This is a genomic window from Spirosoma lacussanchae (assembly GCF_005870035.1).
In the GTDB taxonomy this organism is placed as follows: domain Bacteria; phylum Bacteroidota; class Bacteroidia; order Cytophagales; family Spirosomataceae; genus Spirosoma; species Spirosoma lacussanchae.
This window is the reverse complement of record NZ_SWJG01000001.1, coordinates 1,141,756-1,166,526: the sequence shown is the minus strand read 5'-3', so window position 1 is coordinate 1,166,526 and position 24,771 is coordinate 1,141,756. Positions and strand designations below refer to the sequence as shown.

The following is a 24,771-nucleotide window of genomic DNA, read 5'->3' as shown; positions in this document are numbered from 1 at the left end:
GTGTATGGACGTATTTGCCGGACAAGTTATCTGGATTACCGGAGCCTCCTCGGGCATTGGTGAGGCTCTGGCCCTGGCGCTGGCGCAGCCCGACTCTCCCTTTCCCAATCCCAGGCTGGTTTTGTCGGCCCGACGTGCGGAGGAGCTGCAGCGGGTTGCCGACCTGACCGGTCTCCCCAGCCGGCACCTGCTGGTGCTTCCCCTCGACATGACCGATGTGGCCAGTCTGCCCGCGCATGTCGATACCGTCCGCCAGCACTTCGGTCGTATCGACTACGTTTTTCAGAACGCCGGCATCACCCAGCGGAGTACCGTGGCCGATACCGACCTGGTCGTTTACCACCGGCTGATGGATGTCAATTTTTTCGGCGTAGTGGCCCTTACCAAAGCTGTACTGCCTGCCATGCTGGAACAGGGTAAGGGGCATTTTGTGGTGACGAGCAGCGTAGCGGGCAAGCTGGGGACCAAACAACGGTCGGGTTATTGCGCCAGTAAACACGCGCTGCACGGCTTCTTCGACGCACTTCGGGCCGAAACCCACGCGGCCGGGTTGCGGGTCACGCTGGTTTGCCCCGGCTACATCCAAACGCCGATCTCTCTCCACGCCCTGGGTCCCGCTGGACAGGTACATGGCAAAATGGATAAGCATCAGGAAGTGGGGATGCCTGCGGCTGTTTTTGCTCAGCGGCTGCTCAGAGCCGTAAAACAGCAAAAAGAAGAAGTATATATAGGCGGACCGGAAACGTACGGTATTTACCTAAAGCGGTTTCTCCCTGGTCTTCTGTCCCGGATCCTGCGGAATCGCGAAGGCACCTGATCGACCCGCAAAAAGCGACTCCCGGATCGATACGTTGTCAGCAACGTATCGATCCGGGAGTCGCTTTATTGATACGACAACTCAGCCGTTACTTGCCGCTTACCGCAGCTACTTTACCGGTCTGGCTCATATAGTCGACGGTCAGGTGGCAGAGCGTTTTCATGCCAAGTACGAAGCAGCTTTCATCGATCTGGAAATCGGGGGTGTGGTGCGGGGCCGCTTCCTCCACCTTCTTTCCTTTGGTCATACCGCCCAGGAAGTAAAAGAAACCGGGTACCTTCTGCTGATAGAAGGAGAAGTCTTCGGCTCCGGTTTGCGCCGGTGTAATCCTGACATTGTTCTTACCCGCTACCGCTTCGAGCGTGGGCACCATCTGATCGGTCAGTTTCGGATCGTTATAGGTAACCGGGTACATGATATCGATTTTCACATCGGCCTGCGCACCGGCGCTCTCGGCAATGTTCGTAGCCACCTCGTTGATCCGGCGGTGAATGGTTTTCTGCATGCTGTTGTCCAGCGACCGAATCGTGCCGATCATGTTTACTTCTTCCGGAATGATGTTCTGCCGGATGCCACCGTGGATAGCCCCTACCGTAACCACCGCAGCATTCTCCGTCAGGGGCAGGTTTCGGCTCACGATCGTCTGGAGACCCATTACCACCTGCGAAGCCGTTACGATCGGGTCGACGCCTGACCAGGGCGACGCGCCATGTGTCTGCTTCCCTTTCAGTTTGATAGCAAACTGATCGACTGCAGCCATGGTAGCACCGGGCCGGTATTTGATGGTACCGACTTCAGTTTGTGAATTAATGTGCAGTCCAAAAATGGCGTCGACTTTCGGATTGTCGAGTACCCCTTCTTTAACCATTAGGTAGGCACCTCCCTCTTCACCCTGGGGCGCTCCTTCTTCGGCAGGCTGGAAAATGAATTTTACCGTTCCGTGAAGTTCATTTTTCACCGAGGCCAGCACTTCGGCAGCACCCATCAGCATAGCCACGTGGGAGTCGTGCCCGCAGGCATGCATGATGCCCGTCTGCTGGTTATTATATTCAGTACGGACCTCAGACTTGAAAGGCAAGTCAACGCGTTCGGTTACCGGCAGGCCATCCATGTCGGCCCGCAGCGCAACCACCGGGCCGGGTTTGCCGCCCCTGAGTATACCGACCACTCCGGTTTTACCGATGCCGGTTTTTACCTCCATACCCAGTGCCTGCAGATGAGCAGCCACCTTGCCCGCCGTCCGGAACTCCCGGTTGCCTAGCTCAGGGTACTGGTGAAAATCACGACGCCAGGCGACCACTTTTTTCTCCAAACCTTCGGCTGTTTTATCCATTCGGGCAGAAAGACTCGTTTGCTGAGCATTTACTGTTTGAGCCATCAAGGCCAGACCGGCAAAAATTCGGAAGCACTGTTTGTAGGAAATCATCAAAATATCCAAGTTTATCTGTACGTACATTAATCTGTTTTTTGCCAAAAATACCAAATAAATCGTAAATAATTTCCATAAAAACAGCAATTAAAATAATCAATATAGCTAATAATCAGTTTATATCTCTATATCTATAGATGATTGGCCAATATGTAACGGCCAGACTACTTATTCTCATGAAAAGAATAAAAAAGTACCATCTATATATGCTATAGAATACAGGTCTCTTATCTTTGCGTCTTATTTAACGGTACATCTCAATGTAATTCTAATCTCTACTCACAAATGCGCAAAATTTTATTTGGAAGCTGGTTGCTTTCGTTATTGTTCTGCCTGCCGGTTCTGGCGCAGGAAATAGCAGTAAGTGGCCGCGTCACTTCATCAGACGACGGCTCCGCCCTTCCCGGCGTGAGCGTACAGGTAAAAGGTACTACCCGCGGCACAACAACCGACGCCGAGGGGAATTACCGGATTAGTGCTCCAGCCAACGCCCGGTTGGTATTCAGCTTTATCGGTTTTCTCTCGCAGGAAGTAGCCGTTGGTAATCGCAGTACCGTAAACGTTCGTCTGGAGAACAACGCTCAGGAGCTGAACGAAGTCGTAGTAACGGGTTACGGCGGTACCGTTAACCGGCGCGAGTTTACCGGTGCCAGCTCGAAAGTAGCCGGCGCTACGGTATCGAACCTGCCAGTTGGTAGCTTCGATAAAGCGCTGGCAGGCCGGGCAGCCGGTGTGCAGGTAACGTCGGCCAACGGCGTACCGGGTGGTGCTATTCAGATCCGGGTTCGGGGGGTCGGCTCAATCTCGGCCGGTAGCGATCCGCTCTACGTTGTGGACGGCGTTCAGCTGAACACCACCAACAACTCAACCTTTACCAGCAGTAACCCACTGGCGTTTCTGAACCCCAGCGACATCGAATCGATCGAGATTCTGAAAGATGCCGCAGCAGCTTCTATTTACGGGTCTCAGGCCGCCAACGGGGTTGTATTGGTAACGACCAAACGCGGTAAAGCCGGTAAAACCCAGATTTCCGTTAACTATTTCACGGGGGTTGCCGATCCGATCAAAAAGCTCGACGTACTCAACACCCAGGAGTGGATTGCTCTGCGTACGCAGGCCCGCATCAACGGGGGGCAGACCAGCGAAGCCGCCCGGACGGCCGTGCTGAGCACCATTCGTCAGCCAACGACCCTGAGCGACGCTGAAATTGCTGCGCTGCCTACCTACGATTGGCAGGATGCCGTATACAAGCGGGGCATCACCAACAACTACGAGCTGGGCCTGAACGGCGGTACCGACAAAACCCGCTTCTATGTATCAGGTTCGTACTACACCCAGAGCGCCAACATCGTCAATGTTGACTTCAAGCGCGGTACGCTGAACACAACGCTGACGCACCAGATTAACCCCAAACTGTCTATTGACCAGACGCTTAAGCTAAGCACCATTTCGGCGCGGGGGCAGTTCGGTGGCCCGAACGGCGGTTCGTTCCTGGGTGCCGGTGCGTTCGCATCGCCCCTTATCCTTCCGAGTATTCCTATCTACAACGCGGACGGATCGTATTTCGGACCGCCCTCGCAGGGTGGTATTCCGGGCATCCTGAACCAGAACATTCTGCAGGTTAGTGAACTGAACACCATCCGGGCCGATATCAACCAGTTTGTGGGTAGCCTGGCGCTGAACTACAAAGTAATCGATGGGCTTACCATTCGTCCGTTTGTGAGCCTCGACTATCGGATTATTCGGGGCCGGAACTTCTCGGACCCACGGACGGCCGATGGTTTCAACGTACGTGGCCGGATTCAGGATCAGCTGAACGAGAATAAAAACTTCCTGACCAACATCACGGCCAACTATAACAAGCTGTTTGCCGGCAAGCACGATGTAGGTCTGTTGCTGGGCGCCGAGTACCGCTCCGATGTGAACGAGAACCTGGCTACCAACATCACCAACGTACCGACGCCTGACTTCAAGTACGCCAGTGCGGCTGCGTTGCCCCAGAACATCTTCGGCACGTTCAACAACTTCCGCAAGGCGTCTATCTTTGGAAACATCAAGTACGACTTCAACAAGAAGTATAACCTGAGCCTGATTGGTCGTCTGGACGGTTCGAGCCGGTTCGGGGCCAACTATCGGTACGGTTTCTTCCCGTCCATATCGGGGGCGTGGCTGGTTACCGAAGAGGATTTCCTGAAAGGCAATAACCTGGTCAGCGACCTGAAACTGCGGGCCTCGTTCGGTACAACGGGTAACGACCAGTTGGGTTCGCTGTTTAACCAGTCGAACTTCCCTGGCCTGGGTCTGGTCAGCGCCGGTTTTGACTACAACGGTGCCGCCGGTTTTGCCCCCACGCAGCTGGCTAACCCTGACCTGCGGTGGGAAACCAACGAGACGACCAACATCGGTCTTGATTTCGGCTTCTTCCAGAACCGTCTGACGGGTTCGGTAGACGTGTTCCGACGGGTTAGTAGAGACCTGCTGCTGCCGTTCAACCTGCCGTTCACCAGTGGTTACTCGACCATTTCACGCAACGTGGGTTCGGTGGAGAATAAAGGGCTTGAAATCGAACTGAACTCGGTGAACCTGAAAGCAGGGCCGTTCCAGTGGCGCTCTACGTTCAATATCACCTTCATCGAGAACAAGGTAACGTCGCTGTACCCGGGTATCGTACCCCTGGCCAACCCCGACAGTGCCATCACGCTGGCGTATACCGACTTCTACGGAGTAGGCCGGACGGCTATCCTGGGTCGGCCGCTGCAGGCTCAGTACACCACCGATTATGCTGGTGTTAACCCGGCTACGGGTCGGCCGATGTTCCGCGATTTTGCCGGCAACATTACCTACACCCCGATTACGCCCCGCGATCAGAAGTATTTCGGTACGGAGCTGCCCAAATTCTACGGCGGTTTCAACAATACTTTCACCTACGGTGGGCTGACACTCGACGTGCTGTTCCAGTACGATTACGGCCGGCGGTCGTTCAACTCGCAGACGTCGTTCCTGTCTGAGCTAGCTGGTCGTGACTTCAACGCCCTGCGCTCGGTATACGACCGTCGCTGGCAGCAGCCGGGCGACATCACCGATGTGCCGCGCACTATCAACGGCAACATCGAAACCCGCGGGGTTAGTGGTCTGGGCGGTACCCGTACCCTCGAAGACGCTTCGTACCTGCGCCTGAAGCAGATCACGCTGGCGTATGACGTACCAGCTGCCGTTTCGAAGCGGATCGGTGCGTCGAAAGCCCGGGTATATATCCAGAGCGCTAACCTGCTTACGTTCACCAACTGGACGAGCTACGACCCTGAGTTCCTCAACTTCGGTAGCGGAAACACCGGGGTTGTACCGAACTCGAAAACTTACCAGGCAGGTATCAACTTAACGTTCTAATTCAGCCAACGATTTTTGACTCCATGCGTACAATCAAACATATATGGTCCCTGGGCCTGCTCACTACCGGTATCCTGACGGTAACGGCCTGCTCGAACCTGCTCGATGTCGACCCACGATCGAACGTTGACTCGCAGACGGCGTTAACCACCGCCGAAGGCCTCGATGCCGGCCTGAATGGTATCTATGACCGACTGCAAAACACGGCGCTCTATGGTCGTGATATGCTGGCCGTAGCCGAAGCACTGGCCGACAATGCGCAGGCAACCAACAAATCGGGTCGTCTGAACAACGAGAACCGGAACATTGCCGGTTCATCATTCGGTACGACCTTCGCACCGGGTACCTGGCAATCGGCCTATTTTGCCATCAACCAGGCTAACCTGATTCTGGACGCATTGCCTGGCGTAACCGCGCTGACCGATACCAACCGCCGGAATTCGATTCGGGGGCAGGCCCAGTTTCTGCGGGCGCTGCTGTACCACGATCTGATGCGAATTTATGCGTATGATCCAGGGGTAGAAATCGCTCAGAACAGCCGGGGTGGCGTTCCTCTGCTCACAACGGGTGTGCTGAACCAGGGACAGATTACGTTCCCGGCCCGGGCACCCATTGCCGACGTTTACAGACAGATTTACACTGACCTGCAGGGATCGATCAATTCATTTAGCCGTGGTTCTTCGGGCTCTTCATTTCCGGCTAACGGTACATTGCCAACGAACGGGAACTTACAGGCCGCTCAGGTTCTGTTCTCGCGGGTAGCCCTGTACAATAAGGACTACGCCACAGCTGTGAAAAACGCGACCGATGCGATCGCCGGTGCCGTTAAACTTTCGCCTAACGCATCGTATGTAGGTGGCTGGCGGGCTCCGCGTAACCCCGAGTCAGTGTTCGAGCTGGCGTATACCACGCCGGAAAACATTGGGGTGAACAACGCGCTGCAAACAACCTACACGACACTGGTTCGCATTGGTGACCGCTCAACAACGGGTGGTTTTGGTGACCTGGTTCCCAACAACGCGTTCATCGCCGAGTTGGAAGCCGAGAAGAACGCAGCCGGACAAGTCCTCGACATCCGTCGGCAGTTGTACGAACTGGGCACGACGGGCCGGGGTAACGCGTTCATCGAGTGCACCAAGTTTCTGGGCAAAAACGGCGTCATCAACCTAGACAACGTTCCGGTTATCCGGATCTCGGAGGCTTACCTGAACCGGGCTGAAGCCAACGCCATGCTGGGTAACACCGTCGATGCCCTGGCTGATCTGAACGTTATCCGCACCCGCTCGGGTCTTCCAGAGCGCACTGGCCTGACTGGCGATGCGCTGCTGAACGAGATTCTGCGGCAGCGTCGGCTGGAGTATGGGTTTGAAGGTCACCGCTGGTTCGATCTGAAACGGCGCGGGCAGGATGTCATCAAGACCATTCCGCTCACGACAACGCCTAATAACGTTCCGTACAACGATTTCCGCATCCTGGCCCCTATTCCGGTCAACGAGTTATCGACCAACAAAAGCGTTCGGCAGAATTTCGGTTACTAACCTGCTCTCCAGGCCCTTCTCCAGCATGAAGGGCCTGGAGACATCAACCATTCGTTTTCAATGAAAAAAATACCTGGATTTATAGCGGGTGCTTTAGCGCTGTTGATGCTTTACGCCTGCGACAATAGTATCGATAAAGTCTTCGACGAAGAGACCCTGGTCGAATTTAACGAAGCGATTCTACGGACTAATGCTACGGGCCGTCCTTATTCGATAACGGCTCTGCCCAATAGCGTAACGGCTGGCAGCTCCAGCGTGGCAACCATCAATCTGGTTGGCCGCCAGCGGACCAGTGACCTGACGGTGCGGGTCTTCGTTGACCCGACAGCTACTACAGCCTCGCCCAACAGCTACACATTGTCTAACGGCGGAAATGTAACTATTCCGGGAGGACCAAATGGACGCAATGTGGGCTCACTCACGGTAACAGTTGGCCGGGCCACCAGTTCTACCGCGCCTATTGCCAATTTGGTGTTGGTTATAGACAGCACCAGCACGGAGTTCAAACCAAGCCAGAACTACAAAAGGCTCGGTTACTCATTCCGTCAGTAGTCGACCTACATACTCTAGCAAAAAGGCCCGATTCATTATGAATCGGGCCTTTTTGCTAAAAAAAATTCTACTTGGAATAAAAAAATGTCAATATTGATCTAACTAGGTAAAACCAGCCTCATGTAAGAACAGCTATCGATACCTAATTACTCAATTACTCATCAAAAATTAAGTATATATACTCTAACACTATAAGTAAAACTAAAGATAGTATAAGTAGTAATGCGCAGATCATTCATTGTCAGTAAATCTACTAAACCTAAAGAGAAAGTAATTTTAATACAACTATCCATATAGGAATATAATTTATTTAATAACCCATTTGCGATGCCGAATAAATTGTTTGTACTTTTGCAGCCAAGTTTTACCATTTTTTCTAACCTAATCATAAGTATGATCAGAATTTTATTTGGAAGCTGGCTACTTACACTTCTTTTGTTCATTCCTGCTCTGGCGCAGGATGTAGCAGTGAGTGGCCGCGTCACTTCATCAGACGACGGCTCCGCCCTTCCCGGCGTGAGCGTACAGGTAAAAGGTACTACCCGCGGCACAACAACCGATGCGGATGGCAAGTACCGGATCAATGTGTCGGGCAACGCCCGGCTTGTGTTTAGCTTCATTGGCTTCTCCAGCCAGGAAGTAGCCGTTGGCAATCGGGCCAGCGTAAACGTCGCACTCACCAGCGATGCCTCGAACCTGAACGAAGTCGTCGTAGTCGGCTATGGTTCACAAAGCAAAAAAACCATTACGGGTGCGGTATCGTCGGTAGAAGGGTCGGTAATTGCCAACAAGCCCGTACAAAGCTTTGATCAGGCACTACAGGGCCGGGCAGCTGGCGTAAACATCGTCACCCCGAACGGCGTCCTCAACAACGCTCCGGTAATTCGCGTACGGGGCGTGTCGTCGATTAGTGGTTCATCGTCTCCGCTGATCGTTATCGACGGCTTGCCCATCAACTCGGGCAACGTATCGTCGGGTGGCTTCACGGTCAACAACCCCCTGGGCGACATCAACCCGAACGACATCGAATCGCTCGAAATCCTGAAAGATGCAGGGGCAACGGCCATTTACGGGTCGCGCGCTGCGGCCGGGGTTATCCTGATCACCACCAAGAAAGGTAAAGAAGGCCGCGCTCAGGTGAGCTACGACGGCTGGGCGGGTGCTACGCAGCCGTTCCGTCTGTTCAACATGCTCAACGCGCAGGAGTTCATGACCATCAAGAACGAAGCCGCCCGCAACGCCGGTCTGCCCGATCAGTTCTTCCCGACCCTGAACCCCGATGGCAGCATTGTCGATACCGACTGGTACGATTACGTATACCGGACGGGTTTCCAGCAAAACCACAACATCAACGTAAACGGCGGCACCAAAGACACGCGTTATGCCTTCTCGGTTGGCTATACCAATCAGCAGGGTATGATTCAGAAAAACGATTTCAGCCGGGTTACGGGCCGGATGAACATTTCGCACCAGCTGAACAAAGCCATCCGCATTGGGTCAAACATCACCCTGGCCAACAGCTTCAACCGGTCGCCGAACACGGGAACCACGGGGGCCTTCAGCACGGGTGGTCTGGGTCGTCTGCCGCTGGTACTGGCGCCAAACGTGGCTCCCTACAACGCTGATGGCAGCTACAACATCAACCGGTCCAGCAACAACCTCGGTCTGGGTAATAACCTGGTTGGCCCCGGCGGTTACTACAACCCGCTGCCCGACCTCGATCTGAGTAAATTCACTTCGGAGAACAACCACATCATTGGTAATATTTTTGCCGATGTGAACCTGTTCAAAGGACTGACCTTCCGCACTTCGTACGGCACGGACCGGACAACGGTAGAAGACATCGACTTCCGCAACAGCATCCATGGCGAAGGCGGCACCAATGGCGGTCAGGCGTTCAACATCTATTCGAACGTCAAACTGTGGAACCTGCAGAACTACCTGACTTACGATTTCGGCTTCGGCAAGCACTCGTTCCAAACTGTAGTCGGGACCGAGCAGCAGAAGTTCACGTACGACAGCTGGGGCGGTTCGCGTCAGGGCTTGTCCGATCCGTTCTTCACAACCTATCAGGGTAACTTCACCACCAACAACCCGCCCGCTGGTAACTTCCAGACCCAGACCGGCCTGTCGTCGTACTACGCCCGGGTGAACTACGATTTCGATAAGAAGTATCTCTTTAACATCAACTTCCGGCGCGATGGCTACTCAGCCTACGCAGCGGGTAACAAGTGGGGTAACTTTGCCGGCGGATCGGTTGGCTATCGTATTTCGGAAGAAGACTTCTGGAAAAACTCACGGCTGGGCTCGGTCGTGAACGAGTTTAAACTGCGGGCCAGCTACGGTCAGGTGGGTAACACCGGTATTGGCAGCTTTGCCTCGCTGAGCCTGTTCAACTCCGGCCTGTATGGCACCGTACCGACTTTCGTATTTGCTCAGGCGGGTAACCCCGATCTGCGCTGGGAGGTTAGCAACAGCCTGGATCTGGGCGTGGCCTTTGGTCTGTTCAACGACCGCATCACGGGCGAATTCACCTACTACCAGAAGCGCGTAAACGACCTGGTACTGCCCGAACCGACAGCTCCGTCGCGTGGTATCCCGGGCAACAGCATCGCTACCAACATTGGGGCGATGGAGAACAGAGGTATTGAACTGTCCATTACGTCGAACAACATCACGAAGGGTAAGTTCAACTGGACAACCAGCTTCAACATTGCTACCCTCGAGAATAAGGTGCTAGCCCTGGCTAACAATAACGCCGACATCTTCGGCTTTACGGGTGGTCTGGAAAACGCCAATATTGTTCGCGTAGGTGAGTCGATCGGTAGCATCTTTGCCATCCGGACGGCTGGCGTTAACCCGGCTAATGGGCAGCGGATTTTTGTTCGTACCGTCACCAACGCCGATGGAACGACTCAGGATCGTCAGATACAGTACAACCACGCAGCCGCCCCTGCCCAGCGCTGGACCTACGTTGACAATGGTACGGTAGCACCGGCTATTTCGGGTAGCGACCGCGTTGTTGTGGGTAATGCCCTGCCCAAGTGGTTCGGCGGTTTTGACAACACCTTCCGCTACGGCAACCTGGAGCTGGGTATCTTCCTGCAATACTCGGGTGGTAACGTAATCTACAACGGTACCAAAGCCGGTCTGCGCGATCAACGCCCCTGGAACAACCATACCGACATGCTGAACCGCTGGCAGAAAGCCGGCGACATTACGAACATTCCGCGTCCGGTGCTGAACGATAACGTCTCGAACGGATCGGCCAACCCGATCACCGAAAACGTGGAAGACGGTGATTTCATCCGGGGTCGTAACCTGTCGCTGTCGTATACGCTCCGGAACGATCTGCTCCGCAAGGCTAACATCTCGTCGCTGCGGCTATACGCCCAGGTGCAGAATGCCTTCGTGATCACCAAATATACCGGTGCTGACCCCGAGGTATCGACCAACCGCGATACCAACATTGCTCCCGGTATTGACCGGAACTCGGCCCCACAGGCCCGGACCTACACGTTTGGCGTTGGTCTTAACTTCTAATCAGCCGGTTTGCTGACTGGGTCTGGCCGGAATCATTTTGTTCGGCCAGACTCAGGCAGCAGTCTGTAAACGACGCATATCGACCATGAAATTATATCCATTTCAACATACATTTTCCCGTACCCGGCGTGGACTGCTCAAGTCCGTATTCGCCACGGCGCTGATCAGCGTATCGCTGACAGCCTGTAACGAAACCGAATTACTGAACCCAACGCCCCTGACGTCGCTGGCTGATCTTGAAGCTTTCAAGAACCCGGACCGCATACTGGCGCAGGTGAACGGCTTGTACGCCAGCGTTAAGTCGGGCCAGTTTCTGGGTGGCCGCTACCTTGTTTACATCGACGTACGGGGTGAGGAATTCCTGAACGTGACCAACAACGGGGTTACGGCCCTCGGTGCCTGGAACCACACGCAAAACTCGCTCTCGAACGAGCCGACCAACCTCTGGAACGCAGCTTATCTGGCCATCAACCGGATGAACCTCTTCCTGGCCGGTCTTGATGCGAACCCGAGCGTCATTGACGCAGCGCTGGCCAACCAGTACCGCGCCGAAGCCCGGTTCCTCCGGGCGCTGACGTATCTGCAAATGGTGCAGCTGTATGCGCAGCCGTTCACGAAAGACAACGGTGCCAGCCCCGGTCTGCCACTTCGCCTGAAAGCTGAAGTAGGAACGGGCAACAATGACCTGGCTCGTTCTACGGTTGCTCAGGTGTATGCCCAGGTGCTGGAGGATCTGAACTTTGCCGAGCAGAACCTGCCCGCTACCTACGCCAGCGCCACGCTCAACACGACCCGTGCGCACAAGAACACCGCTATTGCGCTCAAGACCCGTGTGTATCTGAACATGGGCCGCTGGGCCGACGTGGTGACCGAAGCCAACAAGATCGTGTCGGCAGCCGCTCCATTTCGGGCCGCATCCGGGGTAGCTCATCAGTTGCAGGCTAACGTAGCTTCGGTATTTGCCAGTCCTTATACCACTGCCGAGTCGATCTTCTCGATGCCAATGAGCAGCAACGACCTGCCCGGTACGCAGAACGGTCTCGGCAGCTACTACCTGGCCGTAATCGGTATCGGTGATTTTAGCCTGAACCCCGCCGGGATCATTGGCAACGCAGCCTTCGCCAGCACCGACGCCCGCCGTGGTTTCGTTCGAAATGATTTCACGAGCGACCAGGGCCGCAACCGCCTGACCAAATTCCCGACTGGTCCGCAGCATACCGACTGGGTTCCCGTCATCCGGTACGCCGAGGTGCTACTCAACCTGGCCGAAGCCAAAGCCCGGCTGACCCCAGGTGCGGTTGATGAACAGGGTCTGGCCCTGCTGAACGCCGTTCGCGGCCGGTCGAACCCCGCCGGTGTGTATACCGCAGCCGGTTTGGGAACAGGTACTGCCCTGGCCAACGCTATCCTGCTGGAGCGCCGGATCGAACTGCTCGGCGAAGGATTCCGGTCAAATGACCTCCTCCGGACCAACCAGCCGCTGCCTGCCAAAGGCACGATCCAGGCTGTACCGGCAACGGCTTCGGTCTATATCTGGCCAATTCCGCAAACGGAGCTGAACGTGAACAAAGCCGCTGTTCAGAACCCGTAAGCGAGCAGCCGACGCCCCTTTTGGCTGATAGCTATCCAACAAAAAAGTCTCCTGCTGCGGTGGGAGACTTTTTTGTTGCCCGATTTACTGACAAACAGGCGTTTTTTCGGTTGTGTATACAATTAGGCCTGGGGTAGAGCTGGTCGGCCGCGGTAAAGCCCGGAGACCACGATCCCATACGAAAGTCGGTTAGTCGACGTAAAACGTCCCGACTACTACATCCGTGAACTTCTGCTGAATGATTAACGCCCGAATTGCCGGTATCGGCCATTATCTGCCCGAACGGGTGGTGCCTAACAACGAACTGGCGCCCCGAATGGACGTAGCCGACACCTGGATCGAAGAACGTACCGGTATCCGCGAACGCCGATACGCCCTGTCTGGAGAAGAAACCGCTACCACTATGGGCGCTGCGGCCTCCCGCATTGCCATCGAGCGAGCCGGTATAACCCCCGACGATATCGACTTTATCGTGTTCGCGACCATGAGTGCCGATTACCTGGTACCGGGCTGCGGAGTCCTGCTGCAACGCGAACTGGGCATAACCCATCGCGAGGTGGGCGCGCTCGACATCCGAAACCAGTGTTCCGGTTTTTTGTATGCGCTGTCGGTAGCCGATAAATTCGTCAAGACCGGCACGTACCGCAACGTGCTGGTGGTGGGTGCCGAGCGGCAGTCGTTCAACCTGGATTACAGCCCCCGCGGCCGTGATGTAGCGGTGTTGTTTGCCGATGGCGCCGGAGCAGTTGTGCTGCAGCCCTCCGACCAGCCCGACCGGGGTATCCTATCAACGCACCTGCATGCCGATGGTACCTATGCCGAAGAGTTGAGCATCATCAACCCCGGTAGCCATGGCAACTATCACTTTAACCGATATAAGCCCCAGTACCTGAACGCCGAGAACGAGTTTGTTCATCCCAACGATGGGCCGTTCGAACCGCCTTATCTGTTTACGGGGGTGTTTAATGGGTTTCAGGTCATAAAAAAGGCATTCGAGAAGTTTCCGGCCGTAATCGGGGAGGCTATCCGGGCCAATAACCTGACCCTCGACGCGGTAGATTTTTTCGTACTGCATCAGGCCAACGGACGTATATTGGAGTTCGTGCAGCGCAACATGAATTTGCCAGTCGGAAAGCTCTGGAACAACATACAACGCTATGGCAACACCACTTCGGCCTCGGTTCCTATTGCCCTCAGCGAACTCTGGGAGGCCGGTAAGATCCGCGATGGCCATGTGGTTTGCCTATCGGCGTTCGGCAGTGGATTCACGTGGGCGTCGGCGCTGATTCGCTGGTAATCTGATCTCTCACCTGGCTGTTTACTCCTATGCAAGTTGGCGATACCTTTACCTACCTCTATCACTTTTCGCAGGATGACGTCCGGCGGTTTGCCGACATTACTGGCGACGATAACCCGCTTCACCTCGACCCGGCCTACGCGGCTACTACACCGTTCAAGCGCCCGATTATGCACGGTATGCTGAGCGCGAGCGTTTTCGCCCGTGTGTTTGGCCGTAATTTTGGCGGTACGGGGGGCGTTCATCTCTCGCAGATGCTGGAATTTGTGCGCCCTATGTATCCCGATACCGATTACGAAGCCCGGTTCGAATGCCGGTTCATCGATACCCGTCGCCATACGGCCGAAATCACCTGTACTGTGGTGGACCCGGCCACCGGCAAGGCTACCCTGCGCGGTACTGGCATCGTGTTCCACAAAGACATGTTCGTGTAGGTACTACGTAAAGATCAGCTTTATACAGGCTACGCCGACGCTTAGTGCCAGCAGGTACCGTAGCGTAGGTACATTGAACCGGTGGCTTCCCAGGTAGCCGCCCAGCAACCCGCCCGCGAAAGCAGCACCGATCCAGCTGTACACCGCCGGATCGGGCGAGTAGCCTTTGCTGAGGAGGCCAAAAAAGCCCGAAAGCGAGTTCACAAAAATGAACAGGGCCGACGTAGCCGCCACTTCTTTCAGGCGGGCCCACCGGAATAGTAGCATGACGGGGCTAAGTATGATCCCTCCGCCAATCCCGATCATCCCTGATAACAGGCCAATCAGTCCGCCTGTCAATAAACCGGCTCCCAACGGAATCGGCCGCGGTTCGGCTTCGTCACCCCGAACCGACCACAGGAGCCGGACCACCACCAGCAGCAGACAGGCCGCCAGCAGCTGCCGATACAGGGTGTCACTCAGCGGAATTTTAGCGCCTACGAAGGCCAGCGGCACACTGGCCACGGCAAATGGCCAGAATGTATGCCATCGGAAATGCCCCGCCCGGTAAAACTGAATGAACGACACCGTCGATACGAATAGGTTCAGCAACAGGGCCGAAGGCTTCAGCAAAGCCGGTGCTATACCGAACAAGGCCATGGTAGCCAGATATCCGCTGGCTCCGCCATGCCCAACGGACGCATAGACAAAGCCGACCATGAACAGACAAACCAGAAAAACGAGAGAAGAATCCATACAACAAACCGTTTCTACCAAAGAGACACCAACTCCCGCCGGGAAGGTCGTATTTTGTCGAAAGATAGTCCCGATTGTCATGATTCTGCGCGCCCTATCGCTTATCGTTTCTCTTTTCTGCCTGTTGCCAACCAACCGGGCCAACGCCCAGCAGCCCATCAAGAATACGCGCTGGAAAGATGTACTGGCCAGTCCGGGTCAGCCGCCCCGCACCTGGGCGCACCTCGACCCGATGACCGACTCCGTGGCGGGCATCAGCCTGAACCGGGCGTATGAGCTGCTCAAAGGCAGGCCGTCGGTACCGGTCGTGGTGGGCGTACTCGACTCGGGCGTGGACATTGAGCACGAAGACCTGCGTGATGTGATCTGGACCAACGACAACGAAATAGCCGGCAATCAGGTTGACGACGACAAAAACGGCTACCCGGACGATCGAAACGGCTGGAACTTCATGGGGGCCCCAAACGGACAAACCTACGAGTACGATCAACCCGAAATCACCCAGACCTACCTACTCCTCCGCAGTCGCTACGACACCGCCGACCCAGCCACAATACCACCGGCTCAACAGCGCCAGTACGAAACCTACCGCGCAGCCAAGCGACTTTACCTGCCCCGCTATCAGGCCAGCCGGGCTAAACTGCTGGCGTTTACCGATACGGCCCGGTTCTGGCAGGTAGCCGAACGACTCGCTCCGCTACTGACGGGCACCTCAACGAGCCAGCAGGCCATCCGGGCCATTGACCTGGCTCCCGATTCGGTAGCGATTGCCGTGCGTAACGTACTGGCCGACGCCTATAATCCACAATACGGCGCCTTCGGCACCTACCTCCGGCTGGTTCGTCAGAACTGGCCGCGCTTCCAGCAGATTGTGGGGGGTGAAGCACTCATTGCCTATAATCCGGACTACAACGCCCGCCGACTACTCGTTGGCGACGATCCGACAAACCTGAACGAGCGGGTCTACGGCAGCCCAACCATGCAGCTTGCCGGCTCTGATCAGCTGGCGGTGCACGGCAGCCACGTAGCTGGCATCATTGGCGCCAGGCGCGGCAACGGACGGGGTATAGATGGCGTCGCTGACAACGTCCGGATTATGCCTGTATCGATGGTACCTGCCAACGGCGACGAACGAGACAAAGACATTGCGAATGGCATTCTGTACGCGGTCGAAAACGGTGCCAAAGTCATCAATATGAGTTTTGGCAAGCGGCTGTCGCCCTTCAAGGAGCAGATCGACGCGGCCGTTCGTTTTGCCGAAGCCCGTGATGTGCTAATCATACACGCGGCCGGCAACAACGGTGAAAACTACGATTCTCTCCCCTCCTACCCATCGGCCCGGTATGCGGATGGGCAACTGGCTCAGAACGTACTTACGGTAGGCAACAGCACCTGGCAACTGGATGCTAATCTCCCCAGCCGATCGTCCAACTACGGTGCGCAAACCGTCGACTTGTTTGCGCCGGGCACCGATATTCTGTCTACGGTACCGAACGGCGGCTACGCCAGTTTTTCGGGCACCAGCATGTCGGCTCCCTGTGTGGCCGGCGTAGCCGCCCTGCTGCGCTCCTATTTCCCAACATTAACGGCCGTACAGGTCAAGGAGATACTGCTGGCAAGCAGTTACCGCCCCGACATTGAGGTCCGAAAACCCGGCCGTTCAGCCACCCTGGTTCCCTTCCGCAGCCTAAGCCGGTCGGGGGGGATTGTCAACGCGTACCAGGCCGTAAAGCTGGCTCTGGAAAAATAGGCTATCGTGTCCTCTACCACAGTCCGTGTCCCCACGGACTGTGGTAGAGAGAAACCTAACTCGTTTTACCAGGCGGCTTCCTGTTTATCGTGCCAGAACTTACCGGTTTCGGTAGAAGGCGCTGAGGTGGCAAGCCAGACGATGGTTTCGGCACCTTTCTCGACGGGGCGACTGGCGTGCGGCCCGCCCATGTCTGTCTGGACCCAACCCGGATCGACACAGTTAACAACGATGCGCTGATCCTGAAGCGCTGCCGCAAACTGCCGGGTAACCGCATTGAGAGCCGCTTTGGAAATGCTGTAGGCCGGGGCATAGGTACTCATTGCATGAAGTGCACCGGCTCCGCTCGACACGTTGATGATCCGCCCCCCATTGGGTGACTTCTGCAGATAGGGCAACGCATCCTGCGTGACCATAATCGGACCGGTAACGTTCGCTTTCAGGGTCCGGTCGAGCATTTCCGGGTTGAGCTTCACAATATCTTCGCCATGGTCTTCCAGGATACCCGCGTTATTGATCAGCACATCCAGGTGATCGGCTTTCTGCGAGAGCGTGCCGAAAGCTGTTTTAATACTGACCGGGTCTGTCACGTCGAGTTGAATAAAGGTTGCTTCATAGCCTTCCTGACAAAGCTCCTCGGCGGCCTCGCGGCCTTTCGCTATATCACGAGCCCCGATAAATACGGCAAACCCCTGCTGAGCAAGCTGCCGAGCTGTTTCTTTACCAATTCCTTTATTGGCTCCCGTAATCAGAGCCGTACGCTGATGTTCAGTTTTCATACTATGGGTACTTCGCTACCCACCAAATTGTTCACGGGCAGCGGACCGTAGACTCAAAGGATGACCGTTCCCTCGGTGCTGTTACAGAATATACTACCTTAGCGACTAATCTTACAACAAGCAAGTTCACTCCTACCGAGCCAATGAAATCGTTTTGCCTCTATTTGGCGCTGAGCGCGCTGACCGTCAGTCTGTCAATAGCCCAAACCCGTCCAACTACGAAATCGACAACCAAACCGCTGTCCACTACCACGTCGGCGACCCGGTCAACGTCCACTACAACGTCGGCTTCCCGATCGGCTACGACCGTTACAACCACGACCAAAGCTACGTCGGCCAGCACCACCCCAACCCGGTCAACAACTACGGCGCCCGCTGCGGCTGTCAGCACCAATCCGAACCGCCGGCAGGAGCTGTACGACGAATACCACGGCATCAGCAAAAAACCATCGACCACCTCAGCCCCAATCGCCCAGCCGGGTCCCTCCAGACCGGGGCCATCCAGGCCGAACCAATCCCGGACGGCCGAACGCAAACCAGCCGATACGCGTCCATCCCAGCCCATTGGCTCCCCGTCGACCGGCCCCGTTACGCGTCAGGAGTCGGCCAGTCCGGCTTTATCCAGCGAGAGTAACTCGGGCGTACGGATCGGCCTGCGGGGTGGAGTTACCTACCCGTATAACTTCGATCCGGACATTGCCGGCGACCCAACGGTGAGTTTCGTGGGGGGCATTGTTTTCAACGTTGGACGCGGCACGCTGTCGTTCCAGCCCGAGATTAACTACGCCCGTTATGCCGGAAAAGCCACCATTGGCCAGGGCACGGTACTGGAAACAACCCTAAACGGCGCTGCGGATCAGGTGGAGGTACCGCTCTTTCTGAAAATTGCGACCGGTACGCCGAACAGCAACCGGTTCTTTCTGAACATAGGCCCCTATGCATCTTACGCGCTCAACATCAGTGTCAACGGCAAAACCCAGTCATTGAATGGTGTAGAGGGGCGGTTTGGCTTCGGTGCGGCAGCCGGTATCGGCACGGCGCTGAAAGCCGGGCCTGGTCATCTGACCATAGAGGTACGGGGGTTGTACTCGCTGGGCGACACTGACGCCGGATTCAACACCGACTCCCAAACTATATATACACAGGCAGCTATTGGCTACATGGTACCGCTGGGGAGCCGCTAACCGATTTTGTTTCTCATAGAGTGGGTTTTCGGAATGGCGATGGCTGGCTGGTCATCGCCATTTTTGTTATCAGACAAAGGGCATGGTCTTTTCCCAGAGCCAGGCGGCTTTCTCATCGGTCGCATCCCGATTATATACCTTTTTGGGCTGGCTATCGGCAAAATAGCCGCCGTTGTTGCTCGCCCCAATCGCCTTGAGCGGAGCAGCAGCCAGGAAAACCGACGTTTGCGCACCTTTCTCGGCCGTTCGCATCAGCGGCCCGGCCAGCGAAAATACCTTACCCAGAAAACCAGGCGTATCGGCCCCGAAATTGGTCCGAACAGCACCCGGGTGAACCGAGTATGACGTTATGCCCTGACCAGCCGTGCGCTTAGCCAGCTCTTTTGCATGGAGGAGGTTGGCCAGTTTGTCGTCACAGTAGGCAAAAGTCGGCGACAGATCATCGATTCTGCGGAAGAAACGAGCCGTTCGACCACCCAGGTAAGCCGCCGACGACAGGTTCAGTATCCGGACATCGCCGGTCTGGGCAGCGGTAGTCTTCAGCAGATCCATCAGATGGTGCGTCAGCACAAAGTGCCCAATGTGACTTGAATAAAACGACTTTTCTATATTGTCGACAAACTCCAGTTTGGCCGGAGTGTAGCCAGCGTTATTGATCAGTACGTCGAGCCGATCGTAGGTCGTTTTCACGTAGGCAGCCGCCTGTCGTACCGCGTTCAGATCAGCCAGATCAGCCGTAATCAGGTCGACCCGCACGGCCGGATTCGCTTTTTGTACCTCCGCCTGAGCCGCCCGGCCTTTCTGCTCACTACGGCATAGCAAAATAAGGTTGAAAGACCGTTGGGCCAGCGCCCGGGCCGTGGCCAGGCCTAGTCCGGAGTTGGCTCCGGTAATGAGTGCTTGTTTCACGATATGCTTTGGTAAAGTGATGGCAGGGCTAGTGCCCAGTGTATTTAATTGACTCTCCGTAAGCCGCCTTTGTTCAGACCGGCACCCGAATTCTGCCGGTCTGCTCGGGATTTATCCGGTCTCTCTTTGACAGGATTCAGTGCTCGCAAACGAAAAAAGCGCCCGGATCATCCAGACGCTTCGGGGTTTCAGGGGGGGCTACTAAGCGTTGAAAGCGGGAGCAAACTCATTTTTAGCGAAGTCCTCCAGCTTCACCGTGCCGTATTCGGCAGGTTTTTTAGCGTAGAAATCTTCCTGAAGTTTGCCGTTTCGCATGGCTTCGCCCAGATACGTGTATTGGGTGGCCACCTCTTCGCTCATACCTGCCTGCAGCATGCCCTGCTTGCTTTGCTCGTCGGAGAACACAATCCAGGGCGTTTCGGGCTTACCGATAGCTTCGCCCAGTACGCGGGCAATTTCGGGACCGGTTCGTTCGTCGCCGGCAATGTAGCGAACCTGCTGACCCGTGAAGTCCAGGTTCAGTAACTCCTGCAGAGCAACAGCGGCAATATCGTCGGTATGGGTCAGCACCACCTTTTCATCGCCGAAATTGCTGCCCATGATACCAGCTCCCTTTACCATACCGATCATGCCAAAAAGATTGTACATGAAGTAAGACGGACGCAGGAACTTGCTGTTCAGACCCGTTACGGCGACCAGTTTCTGTTCCATATCATACAGCCCGTCTATAGGACCGGCTCCCTCACCCAGATGGGCCCCGATGCTGCTCAGCAATACCGCAAACCGGATGTCGTTGGCTTTGATAGCCTCGATATAATTATCGCCAATCTGGTTCTGAAACGCGCGCCAGTTCGTAACGCCCCAATTGCTGGGAATGAGCAGATAGGCCGCGTCAGCCCCGGCAAACGCCTGTTTTAGAAAATCAGCGTCGGTAACGCTCCCTACGGCGGCCTGAGCACCCAGCGCTTCGATAGCGGCTGCGTTTTCGGGCTTGCTGGTTACGACCGTGACGGTATGACCCGCCTTGATCAATCCTTCCGTAATTGGTTTGCCCGTATGACCCAACGAGCCGGTAATGACGTAGTGCATATTGGTTTAGTAAAATTTATTTGGTAAAACTGGATTAAGCAAGTAAACAGCTGGCCGATCCTGGCCGTCTGGTATGTCAGAACATCAGCTTCCACCCGTTGAAAAACAGGTCCTTACCCGGCTGGCCAGACCAGTGTTTGATCGGATCGACGGCTTCAGCCGGTGCGCTTTCTTTCTGCTTCACCACAGCCGAAATCCCTTCTTTGGCCAGCGACCGGCATATGTCTTTGGCGGTAGCGTCACCTTTGCCAGCCAGCAGGCAGACGGCGTTATCTTCGTTTTTCATAGCGGTTCAGTTTATATTGTTTGCACATACAATAGATTTAACAAAAAAATATTAGTCCAGATCGTCGAGTGACCGGGCAGCTTTGAAAACCTGCTGGGTCAACTGGCACACGTCGTCAGGACCAATGGCGCTGGAGTAGCGGGCACCAACCCGCCCCCAGGCTTCGGCAATCGCGGGGCGTAATGCTTCGCCGGCTTCGGTCGGGTATATCAGTGTCTTCTTCCCTTCCGACTCTCGCCGGACCAGTTGCTTCAGCTCCAGTTTTTCTACCAGACGGGTAATGGTCGATGGCGTCAGGAAAAGCGTTTCGCTCAATTTTGATGGGGTGACACCAGGCTGGTCGACCACTTCGCAGAGCAGGTAAGCGTACGAATACGACAACCCGATCCGGCCGAACTCTTCATCACCGATGGCGGTAATGGCCCGGGCCAAGGCGTTTGCCGAGAACAACAGACAAGCGCTGTAGCGATTGTCTTTCTGTCCGGCAACGGCAGGGGTCTCTGTTTCGTTAATCATCTCGCTTCTCATATTGACACAACAAAGGTAGGCAACAATATTTGTATGTGCAAGCAACAAATAATTTTTTTGCGAAGAGACCACTGAGTTGTGAGGAACTACAGGCAGCAAACGCAGGATCAACAGTCTGCCGGTGCGGTCTCTACCGAAGAGGTAAGTGAACTTCGGCCATCATGCAGCGGGCCGAACCGCCCCCGTTGCCTTCAATGATGGGCAGGTCGAAGTGAACCAACGTGGCGTAATCATCCAGCAAGTCAATCTGTTTGGCCGTAAGCGACGCATGAGCCCGGGTCGACATGACCAGTAATTTTTGTCCTTTTTGCGTCAGTACCATCAGCATATTGCCCGCGAAGCTGGCCATCTGCTCCAGCGAAATATCGATGATCCGCTTGTTCAGCCGCTCCAGCTCCTGACGTACCATCAGCCGCTCGTCGGGGTCGGTAATGGCCGACAAACAAACGACCGCGAACGTATCGGCAATGCACATCAGTACATTGGTATGATAAACCGCTTTTCCGTCAGCGTCGGCCGCGCGAAAAGGAACAATACGGTAGCCGGTCTGCCGCGAAAACTCAGCCAGCACCTCGGGATGCGTACGGGGCGACAGACACGCAAAGGCTACCTTGTTCATCCGGTCCAGCACCATACTACCCGTTCCTTCGAGAAACTTGCCTTCCTGTTCGAAGTGCGTCAGGTCAACCACTTTGGCTACGTGAAAGCGCTCGGCCAGGTCATTTATAATATCCGGACGGCGTTCGAGTCGCCGGTTTTCGGCCTGCATCGGATACAGGACCACCGTTCCGCTGGCGTGCAGCGATACCCAGTTGTTCGGAAAAATGGAGTCCGGCGTATACGGCTCAGTGGTGTCGTCGTAGACCATCACATCGACCCCGACAGCCTGGAGTTGGCGCGCCATTTCGTCGAACTCCCGACGGGCATCTTCCTGAGCTACGTCTTTTGTCTGCGCAGCCAGTTTAATATCCTGAAACGCATTGGACTCCGCCGTTTCGGCGTTGAAGCCAAAGCGAACCGGACGAATCATGAGAATACGGGAGGTAGCTTGCGATTGCATAAACGGAGTAGAGTAAAGGTCGTTTGTCGTGTGATTGGAGCGGGTCAGCCATCGCCAAACCTCCGGCAAATTAGCACCTCAATGTCATTTTGCCAATGATTTTTGGCGATCCGGGTGCATTCGTAAAGTCTGTCGGCCGCCTTCCGAATCGTATTCTACCGATTGAAAGCGGCCGACAGGCTGACTAACTGGCTGACGGCTGTTTAGTTGACAGCCAGCCAAGAGGGTGATTTACCCGCTCAGACCCGGCAACGGCCCGCCTGGGTTTAAACCTCTTCCCGAAGCAGCGGCAGGCTCATGCAGTGGGAACCCCCGCGCGCCCGGCTCAGCTCGGCCGAAGGCAGCATAATGAAAGTATTCTGAATGGTTGCCGGCGACGACTCGCCCCGTTCAAACCGATCGAGCAGTCGGGCCGCTTCAACAACGTCGAACCCGGCTTCCCGGAACGCTTCGGCGGTTTTCTGGTTGCGGTCGTAGCCCACCACTACCCCATCCTTCAGCGCCAGCAGGTTGCAGGAGTCGGTCCACTGCTCCCGGGCTCCGAACGGAAATTCGTTATTCCCCGAATAGATAAACTGTACCGGTTCTGCAGCGCCCAAATCATTCTTACTGATGTCGGCCAGCAGGTCTTCGAGGTTGTCGATTTCGATTGGCTTGTGTTCCAACCCTTTGATAAACTGCAGTATTTTCAGTTCTTCGGACAGATCTTTGGGCGAGAAGAAGTGCAGCACATCCCGTTTCTTGGCCTCATCGCCGGTGCGGGCCAGCGAGCCGAGCAATACCCACACATTGCGTTTCACCTGCGTAAATACAGTATCGATGTGCATGTAATCGCGTTTCTTCGGAATCTTGATGATCGTTACCGTATCGACCAGGTTCTTGCTGAACACCAGCCGCATCACCTGCTGAGCCGCGTACAGGGTGGTTCGTTCGCTGACGCCGATCATCAGGTGTCGTTTGGCAATCATCATCACGTCGCCCCCTTCGAGCGTAGATCGGGTAACGTCGCTGTTTACGTCGGCATCGGGCAGCAGGAAAGCATGCTCATTATCCGGAATCTCGATGATTTTATCCTGGTAACTGGCAAAGATGGGGTGATTGAAAAAGATATACTGCGCCAGTAAAGCCTCGCGGGTACGGGCCAGCTTGGCAGGCTTGTTCAGCAGAATATGGTCGTTGATAACAATGCCGATATCGCGCGTGAAAATGAAGTTGGGCAGGGGCGAGAACAGCATAGTCTGATCGGGCAGCGATCCCGAGATCATAATCTTGGCCAGCTCTACCGCATCGAACTGGTTGAGCAGCTGCTGGGTCCGGAACGCCGTTCGTTCGATACCGCATATAGCCGCGATCAGCCGGGTTCGGATGGCCTCGTCGGCCAGAATATCGGATAGCAGACACTGTATATCGATAACCTTGTCGGAGCGGAAGTAGGCCGGATGGTCGGGTTTGAAGAAATTACGATCCGAGTCGGGCCCCAGGCTGGCTATGCGACCGCTTACCTTATCGGGGTCCAGAAAATATAACAGAATCTTCACGTAGTAATCGTACTCATCCCGGCGCATCATGTCCAGATGAACGATGTCCTCGAAGAGCCAGTCCTGCGCCTTCGACGGTACTACTTTACCCAGTCCACGGTCAGGACTATGAATGAGCAACCGTTTGAGGGTTCCAATTTCTGACGAAACGTTGATGGTAGCAGCCGAGGTCTGGGCAGGCGAGGTGACGGCAGCAACAGGCTGTTCTGACAGCAGCGTATCGCTTTCGTGGTTTTGTTTCTCGTTTTTCATGCAAAACCGGCAAGCCTGCTTTAGGACAGACCTGCCGGTTTGCAAGGTACAGCTTTGACCGCTGAAAACGAAC

Annotated in this window: 19 protein-coding genes; 10 read left to right on the top strand and 9 right to left on the bottom strand. The window is 55.4% G+C overall.

The annotated features are described in order from the left end of the window. The first annotated feature begins 4 nt into the window (after positions 1-4). A complete protein-coding gene (locus tag FBR45_RS04805) occupies positions 5-817 on the top strand; it encodes an SDR family oxidoreductase (RefSeq protein WP_138499814.1) in 813 nt (270 codons plus the stop codon). An 88-nt stretch (positions 818-905) separates the two neighbouring features. Here FBR45_RS04805 and FBR45_RS04800 read toward each other — a convergent pair whose 3' ends face one another. Then, entirely contained in the window at positions 906-2,195 is a 1,290-nt protein-coding gene (locus FBR45_RS04800) for an amidohydrolase (protein WP_246082106.1), read from the bottom strand. 336 nt (positions 2,196-2,531) lie between these two features. Between FBR45_RS04800 and FBR45_RS04795 the strand changes: the two genes are divergently transcribed. From FBR45_RS04795 to FBR45_RS04765, 7 genes are all read left to right on the top strand, one after another. Then, on the top strand, positions 2,532-5,633 hold the full coding sequence (locus FBR45_RS04795) for a SusC/RagA family TonB-linked outer membrane protein (protein ID WP_138499810.1): 3,102 nt from the start codon (positions 2,532-2,534) through the stop codon (positions 5,631-5,633). Positions 5,634-5,656: 23 nt separating this feature from the next. Then, a complete protein-coding gene (locus tag FBR45_RS04790) occupies positions 5,657-7,171 on the top strand; it encodes a RagB/SusD family nutrient uptake outer membrane protein (RefSeq protein WP_138499808.1) in 1,515 nt (504 codons plus the stop codon). Positions 7,172-7,231: 60 nt separating this feature from the next. Then, on the top strand, positions 7,232-7,723 hold the full coding sequence (locus FBR45_RS04785; RefSeq protein ID WP_138499806.1) for a hypothetical protein: 492 nt from the start codon (positions 7,232-7,234) through the stop codon (positions 7,721-7,723). Between the two features lie 393 nt (positions 7,724-8,116). After that, a complete protein-coding gene (locus FBR45_RS04780; protein ID WP_138499804.1) occupies positions 8,117-11,266 on the top strand; it encodes a SusC/RagA family TonB-linked outer membrane protein in 3,150 nt (1,049 codons plus the stop codon). 85 nt (positions 11,267-11,351) lie between these two features. Further along, complete coding sequence (locus tag FBR45_RS04775) at positions 11,352-12,857, top strand: RagB/SusD family nutrient uptake outer membrane protein (protein ID WP_138499802.1); 1,506 nt, start codon at positions 11,352-11,354, stop codon at positions 12,855-12,857. Positions 12,858-13,095: 238 nt separating this feature from the next. Further along, the gene (locus FBR45_RS04770) at positions 13,096-14,154 is read left to right on the top strand and encodes a 3-oxoacyl-ACP synthase III family protein (RefSeq protein WP_077919166.1); all 1,059 of its coding nucleotides are present in this window, start codon (positions 13,096-13,098) and stop codon (positions 14,152-14,154) included. A 29-nt stretch (positions 14,155-14,183) separates the two neighbouring features. After that, positions 14,184-14,588: a MaoC family dehydratase gene (locus tag FBR45_RS04765; protein WP_138499800.1), complete on the top strand. Its 405-nt coding sequence runs from the start codon at positions 14,184-14,186 to the stop codon at positions 14,586-14,588. A gap of 3 nt (positions 14,589-14,591) precedes the next feature. Here the strand turns inward: FBR45_RS04765 and FBR45_RS04760 are convergent, their stop codons facing one another. Continuing rightward, on the bottom strand, positions 14,592-15,323 hold the full coding sequence (locus tag FBR45_RS04760; protein WP_138499798.1) for a sulfite exporter TauE/SafE family protein: 732 nt from the start codon (positions 15,321-15,323) through the stop codon (positions 14,592-14,594). Positions 15,324-15,402: 79 nt separating this feature from the next. Between FBR45_RS04760 and FBR45_RS04755 the strand changes: the two genes are divergently transcribed. Then, entirely contained in the window at positions 15,403-17,073 is a 1,671-nt protein-coding gene (locus FBR45_RS04755) for a S8 family peptidase (protein WP_246082105.1), read from the top strand. A gap of 65 nt (positions 17,074-17,138) precedes the next feature. Here FBR45_RS04755 and FBR45_RS04750 read toward each other — a convergent pair whose 3' ends face one another. Beyond that, positions 17,139-17,852 (bottom strand): SDR family oxidoreductase, encoded by a 714-nt coding sequence (locus FBR45_RS04750; protein ID WP_138499793.1) that lies wholly within the window; start codon positions 17,850-17,852, stop codon positions 17,139-17,141. Positions 17,853-17,995: 143 nt separating this feature from the next. On the opposite strand from FBR45_RS04750, the gene FBR45_RS04745 reads away from it, so the two are divergent. Beyond that, positions 17,996-19,036, top strand: coding sequence for a porin family protein (locus tag FBR45_RS04745; protein WP_138499791.1), 1,041 nt, complete (start codon positions 17,996-17,998; stop codon positions 19,034-19,036). Between the two features lie 69 nt (positions 19,037-19,105). On the opposite strand, the gene FBR45_RS04740 is transcribed toward FBR45_RS04745, so the two are convergent. The 6 genes from FBR45_RS04740 to FBR45_RS04715 all read right to left on the bottom strand — a co-directional run bounded on the left by FBR45_RS04740 (position 19,106) and on the right by FBR45_RS04715 (position 24,698). Beyond that, positions 19,106-19,945 (bottom strand): SDR family NAD(P)-dependent oxidoreductase, encoded by an 840-nt coding sequence (locus FBR45_RS04740; protein WP_246082104.1) that lies wholly within the window; start codon positions 19,943-19,945, stop codon positions 19,106-19,108. A gap of 201 nt (positions 19,946-20,146) precedes the next feature. After that, entirely contained in the window at positions 20,147-21,034 is an 888-nt protein-coding gene (locus FBR45_RS04735; protein WP_138499787.1) for an NmrA family NAD(P)-binding protein, read from the bottom strand. Positions 21,035-21,110: 76 nt separating this feature from the next. Next, the gene (locus FBR45_RS04730; RefSeq protein WP_138499785.1) at positions 21,111-21,320 is read right to left on the bottom strand and encodes a hypothetical protein; all 210 of its coding nucleotides are present in this window, start codon (positions 21,318-21,320) and stop codon (positions 21,111-21,113) included. A 51-nt stretch (positions 21,321-21,371) separates the two neighbouring features. Then, entirely contained in the window at positions 21,372-21,836 is a 465-nt protein-coding gene (locus FBR45_RS04725) for a MarR family winged helix-turn-helix transcriptional regulator (RefSeq protein WP_138499783.1), read from the bottom strand. 142 nt (positions 21,837-21,978) lie between these two features. Further along, positions 21,979-22,908 (bottom strand): citrulline utilization hydrolase CtlX, encoded by a 930-nt coding sequence (gene ctlX, locus FBR45_RS04720; protein WP_138499781.1) that lies wholly within the window; start codon positions 22,906-22,908, stop codon positions 21,979-21,981. Positions 22,909-23,174: 266 nt separating this feature from the next. Next, positions 23,175-24,698: an arginine deiminase family protein gene (locus FBR45_RS04715; protein WP_246082103.1), complete on the bottom strand. Its 1,524-nt coding sequence runs from the start codon at positions 24,696-24,698 to the stop codon at positions 23,175-23,177. Positions 24,699-24,771 lie beyond the last annotated feature (73 nt).

Coding starts and splice junctions, on each gene's coding strand:
- FBR45_RS04725 (WP_138499783.1), bottom strand. CDS start 21,836: ATGATTAACGAAACAGAGACCCCTGCCGTTGCCGGACAGAAAGACAAT.
- FBR45_RS04755 (WP_246082105.1), top strand. CDS start 15,403: ATGATTCTGCGCGCCCTATCGCTTATCGTTTCTCTTTTCTGCCTGTTG.
- FBR45_RS04780 (WP_138499804.1), top strand. CDS start 8,117: ATGATCAGAATTTTATTTGGAAGCTGGCTACTTACACTTCTTTTGTTC.
- FBR45_RS04775 (WP_138499802.1), top strand. CDS start 11,352: ATGAAATTATATCCATTTCAACATACATTTTCCCGTACCCGGCGTGGA.
- FBR45_RS04735 (WP_138499787.1), bottom strand. CDS start 21,034: ATGCACTACGTCATTACCGGCTCGTTGGGTCATACGGGCAAACCAATT.
- FBR45_RS04805 (WP_138499814.1), top strand. CDS start 5: ATGGACGTATTTGCCGGACAAGTTATCTGGATTACCGGAGCCTCCTCG.
- FBR45_RS04770 (WP_077919166.1), top strand. CDS start 13,096: ATGATTAACGCCCGAATTGCCGGTATCGGCCATTATCTGCCCGAACGG.
- FBR45_RS04785 (WP_138499806.1), top strand. CDS start 7,232: ATGAAAAAAATACCTGGATTTATAGCGGGTGCTTTAGCGCTGTTGATG.
- FBR45_RS04730 (WP_138499785.1), bottom strand. CDS start 21,320: ATGAAAAACGAAGATAACGCCGTCTGCCTGCTGGCTGGCAAAGGTGAC.
- FBR45_RS04765 (WP_138499800.1), top strand. CDS start 14,184: ATGCAAGTTGGCGATACCTTTACCTACCTCTATCACTTTTCGCAGGAT.
- ctlX (WP_138499781.1), bottom strand. CDS start 22,908: ATGCAATCGCAAGCTACCTCCCGTATTCTCATGATTCGTCCGGTTCGC.
- FBR45_RS04750 (WP_138499793.1), bottom strand. CDS start 17,852: ATGAAAACTGAACATCAGCGTACGGCTCTGATTACGGGAGCCAATAAA.
- FBR45_RS04795 (WP_138499810.1), top strand. CDS start 2,532: ATGCGCAAAATTTTATTTGGAAGCTGGTTGCTTTCGTTATTGTTCTGC.
- FBR45_RS04790 (WP_138499808.1), top strand. CDS start 5,657: ATGCGTACAATCAAACATATATGGTCCCTGGGCCTGCTCACTACCGGT.
- FBR45_RS04745 (WP_138499791.1), top strand. CDS start 17,996: ATGAAATCGTTTTGCCTCTATTTGGCGCTGAGCGCGCTGACCGTCAGT.
- FBR45_RS04800 (WP_246082106.1), bottom strand. CDS start 2,195: ATGGCTCAAACAGTAAATGCTCAGCAAACGAGTCTTTCTGCCCGAATG.
- FBR45_RS04715 (WP_246082103.1), bottom strand. CDS start 24,698: ATGAAAAACGAGAAACAAAACCACGAAAGCGATACGCTGCTGTCAGAA.
- FBR45_RS04760 (WP_138499798.1), bottom strand. CDS start 15,323: ATGGATTCTTCTCTCGTTTTTCTGGTTTGTCTGTTCATGGTCGGCTTT.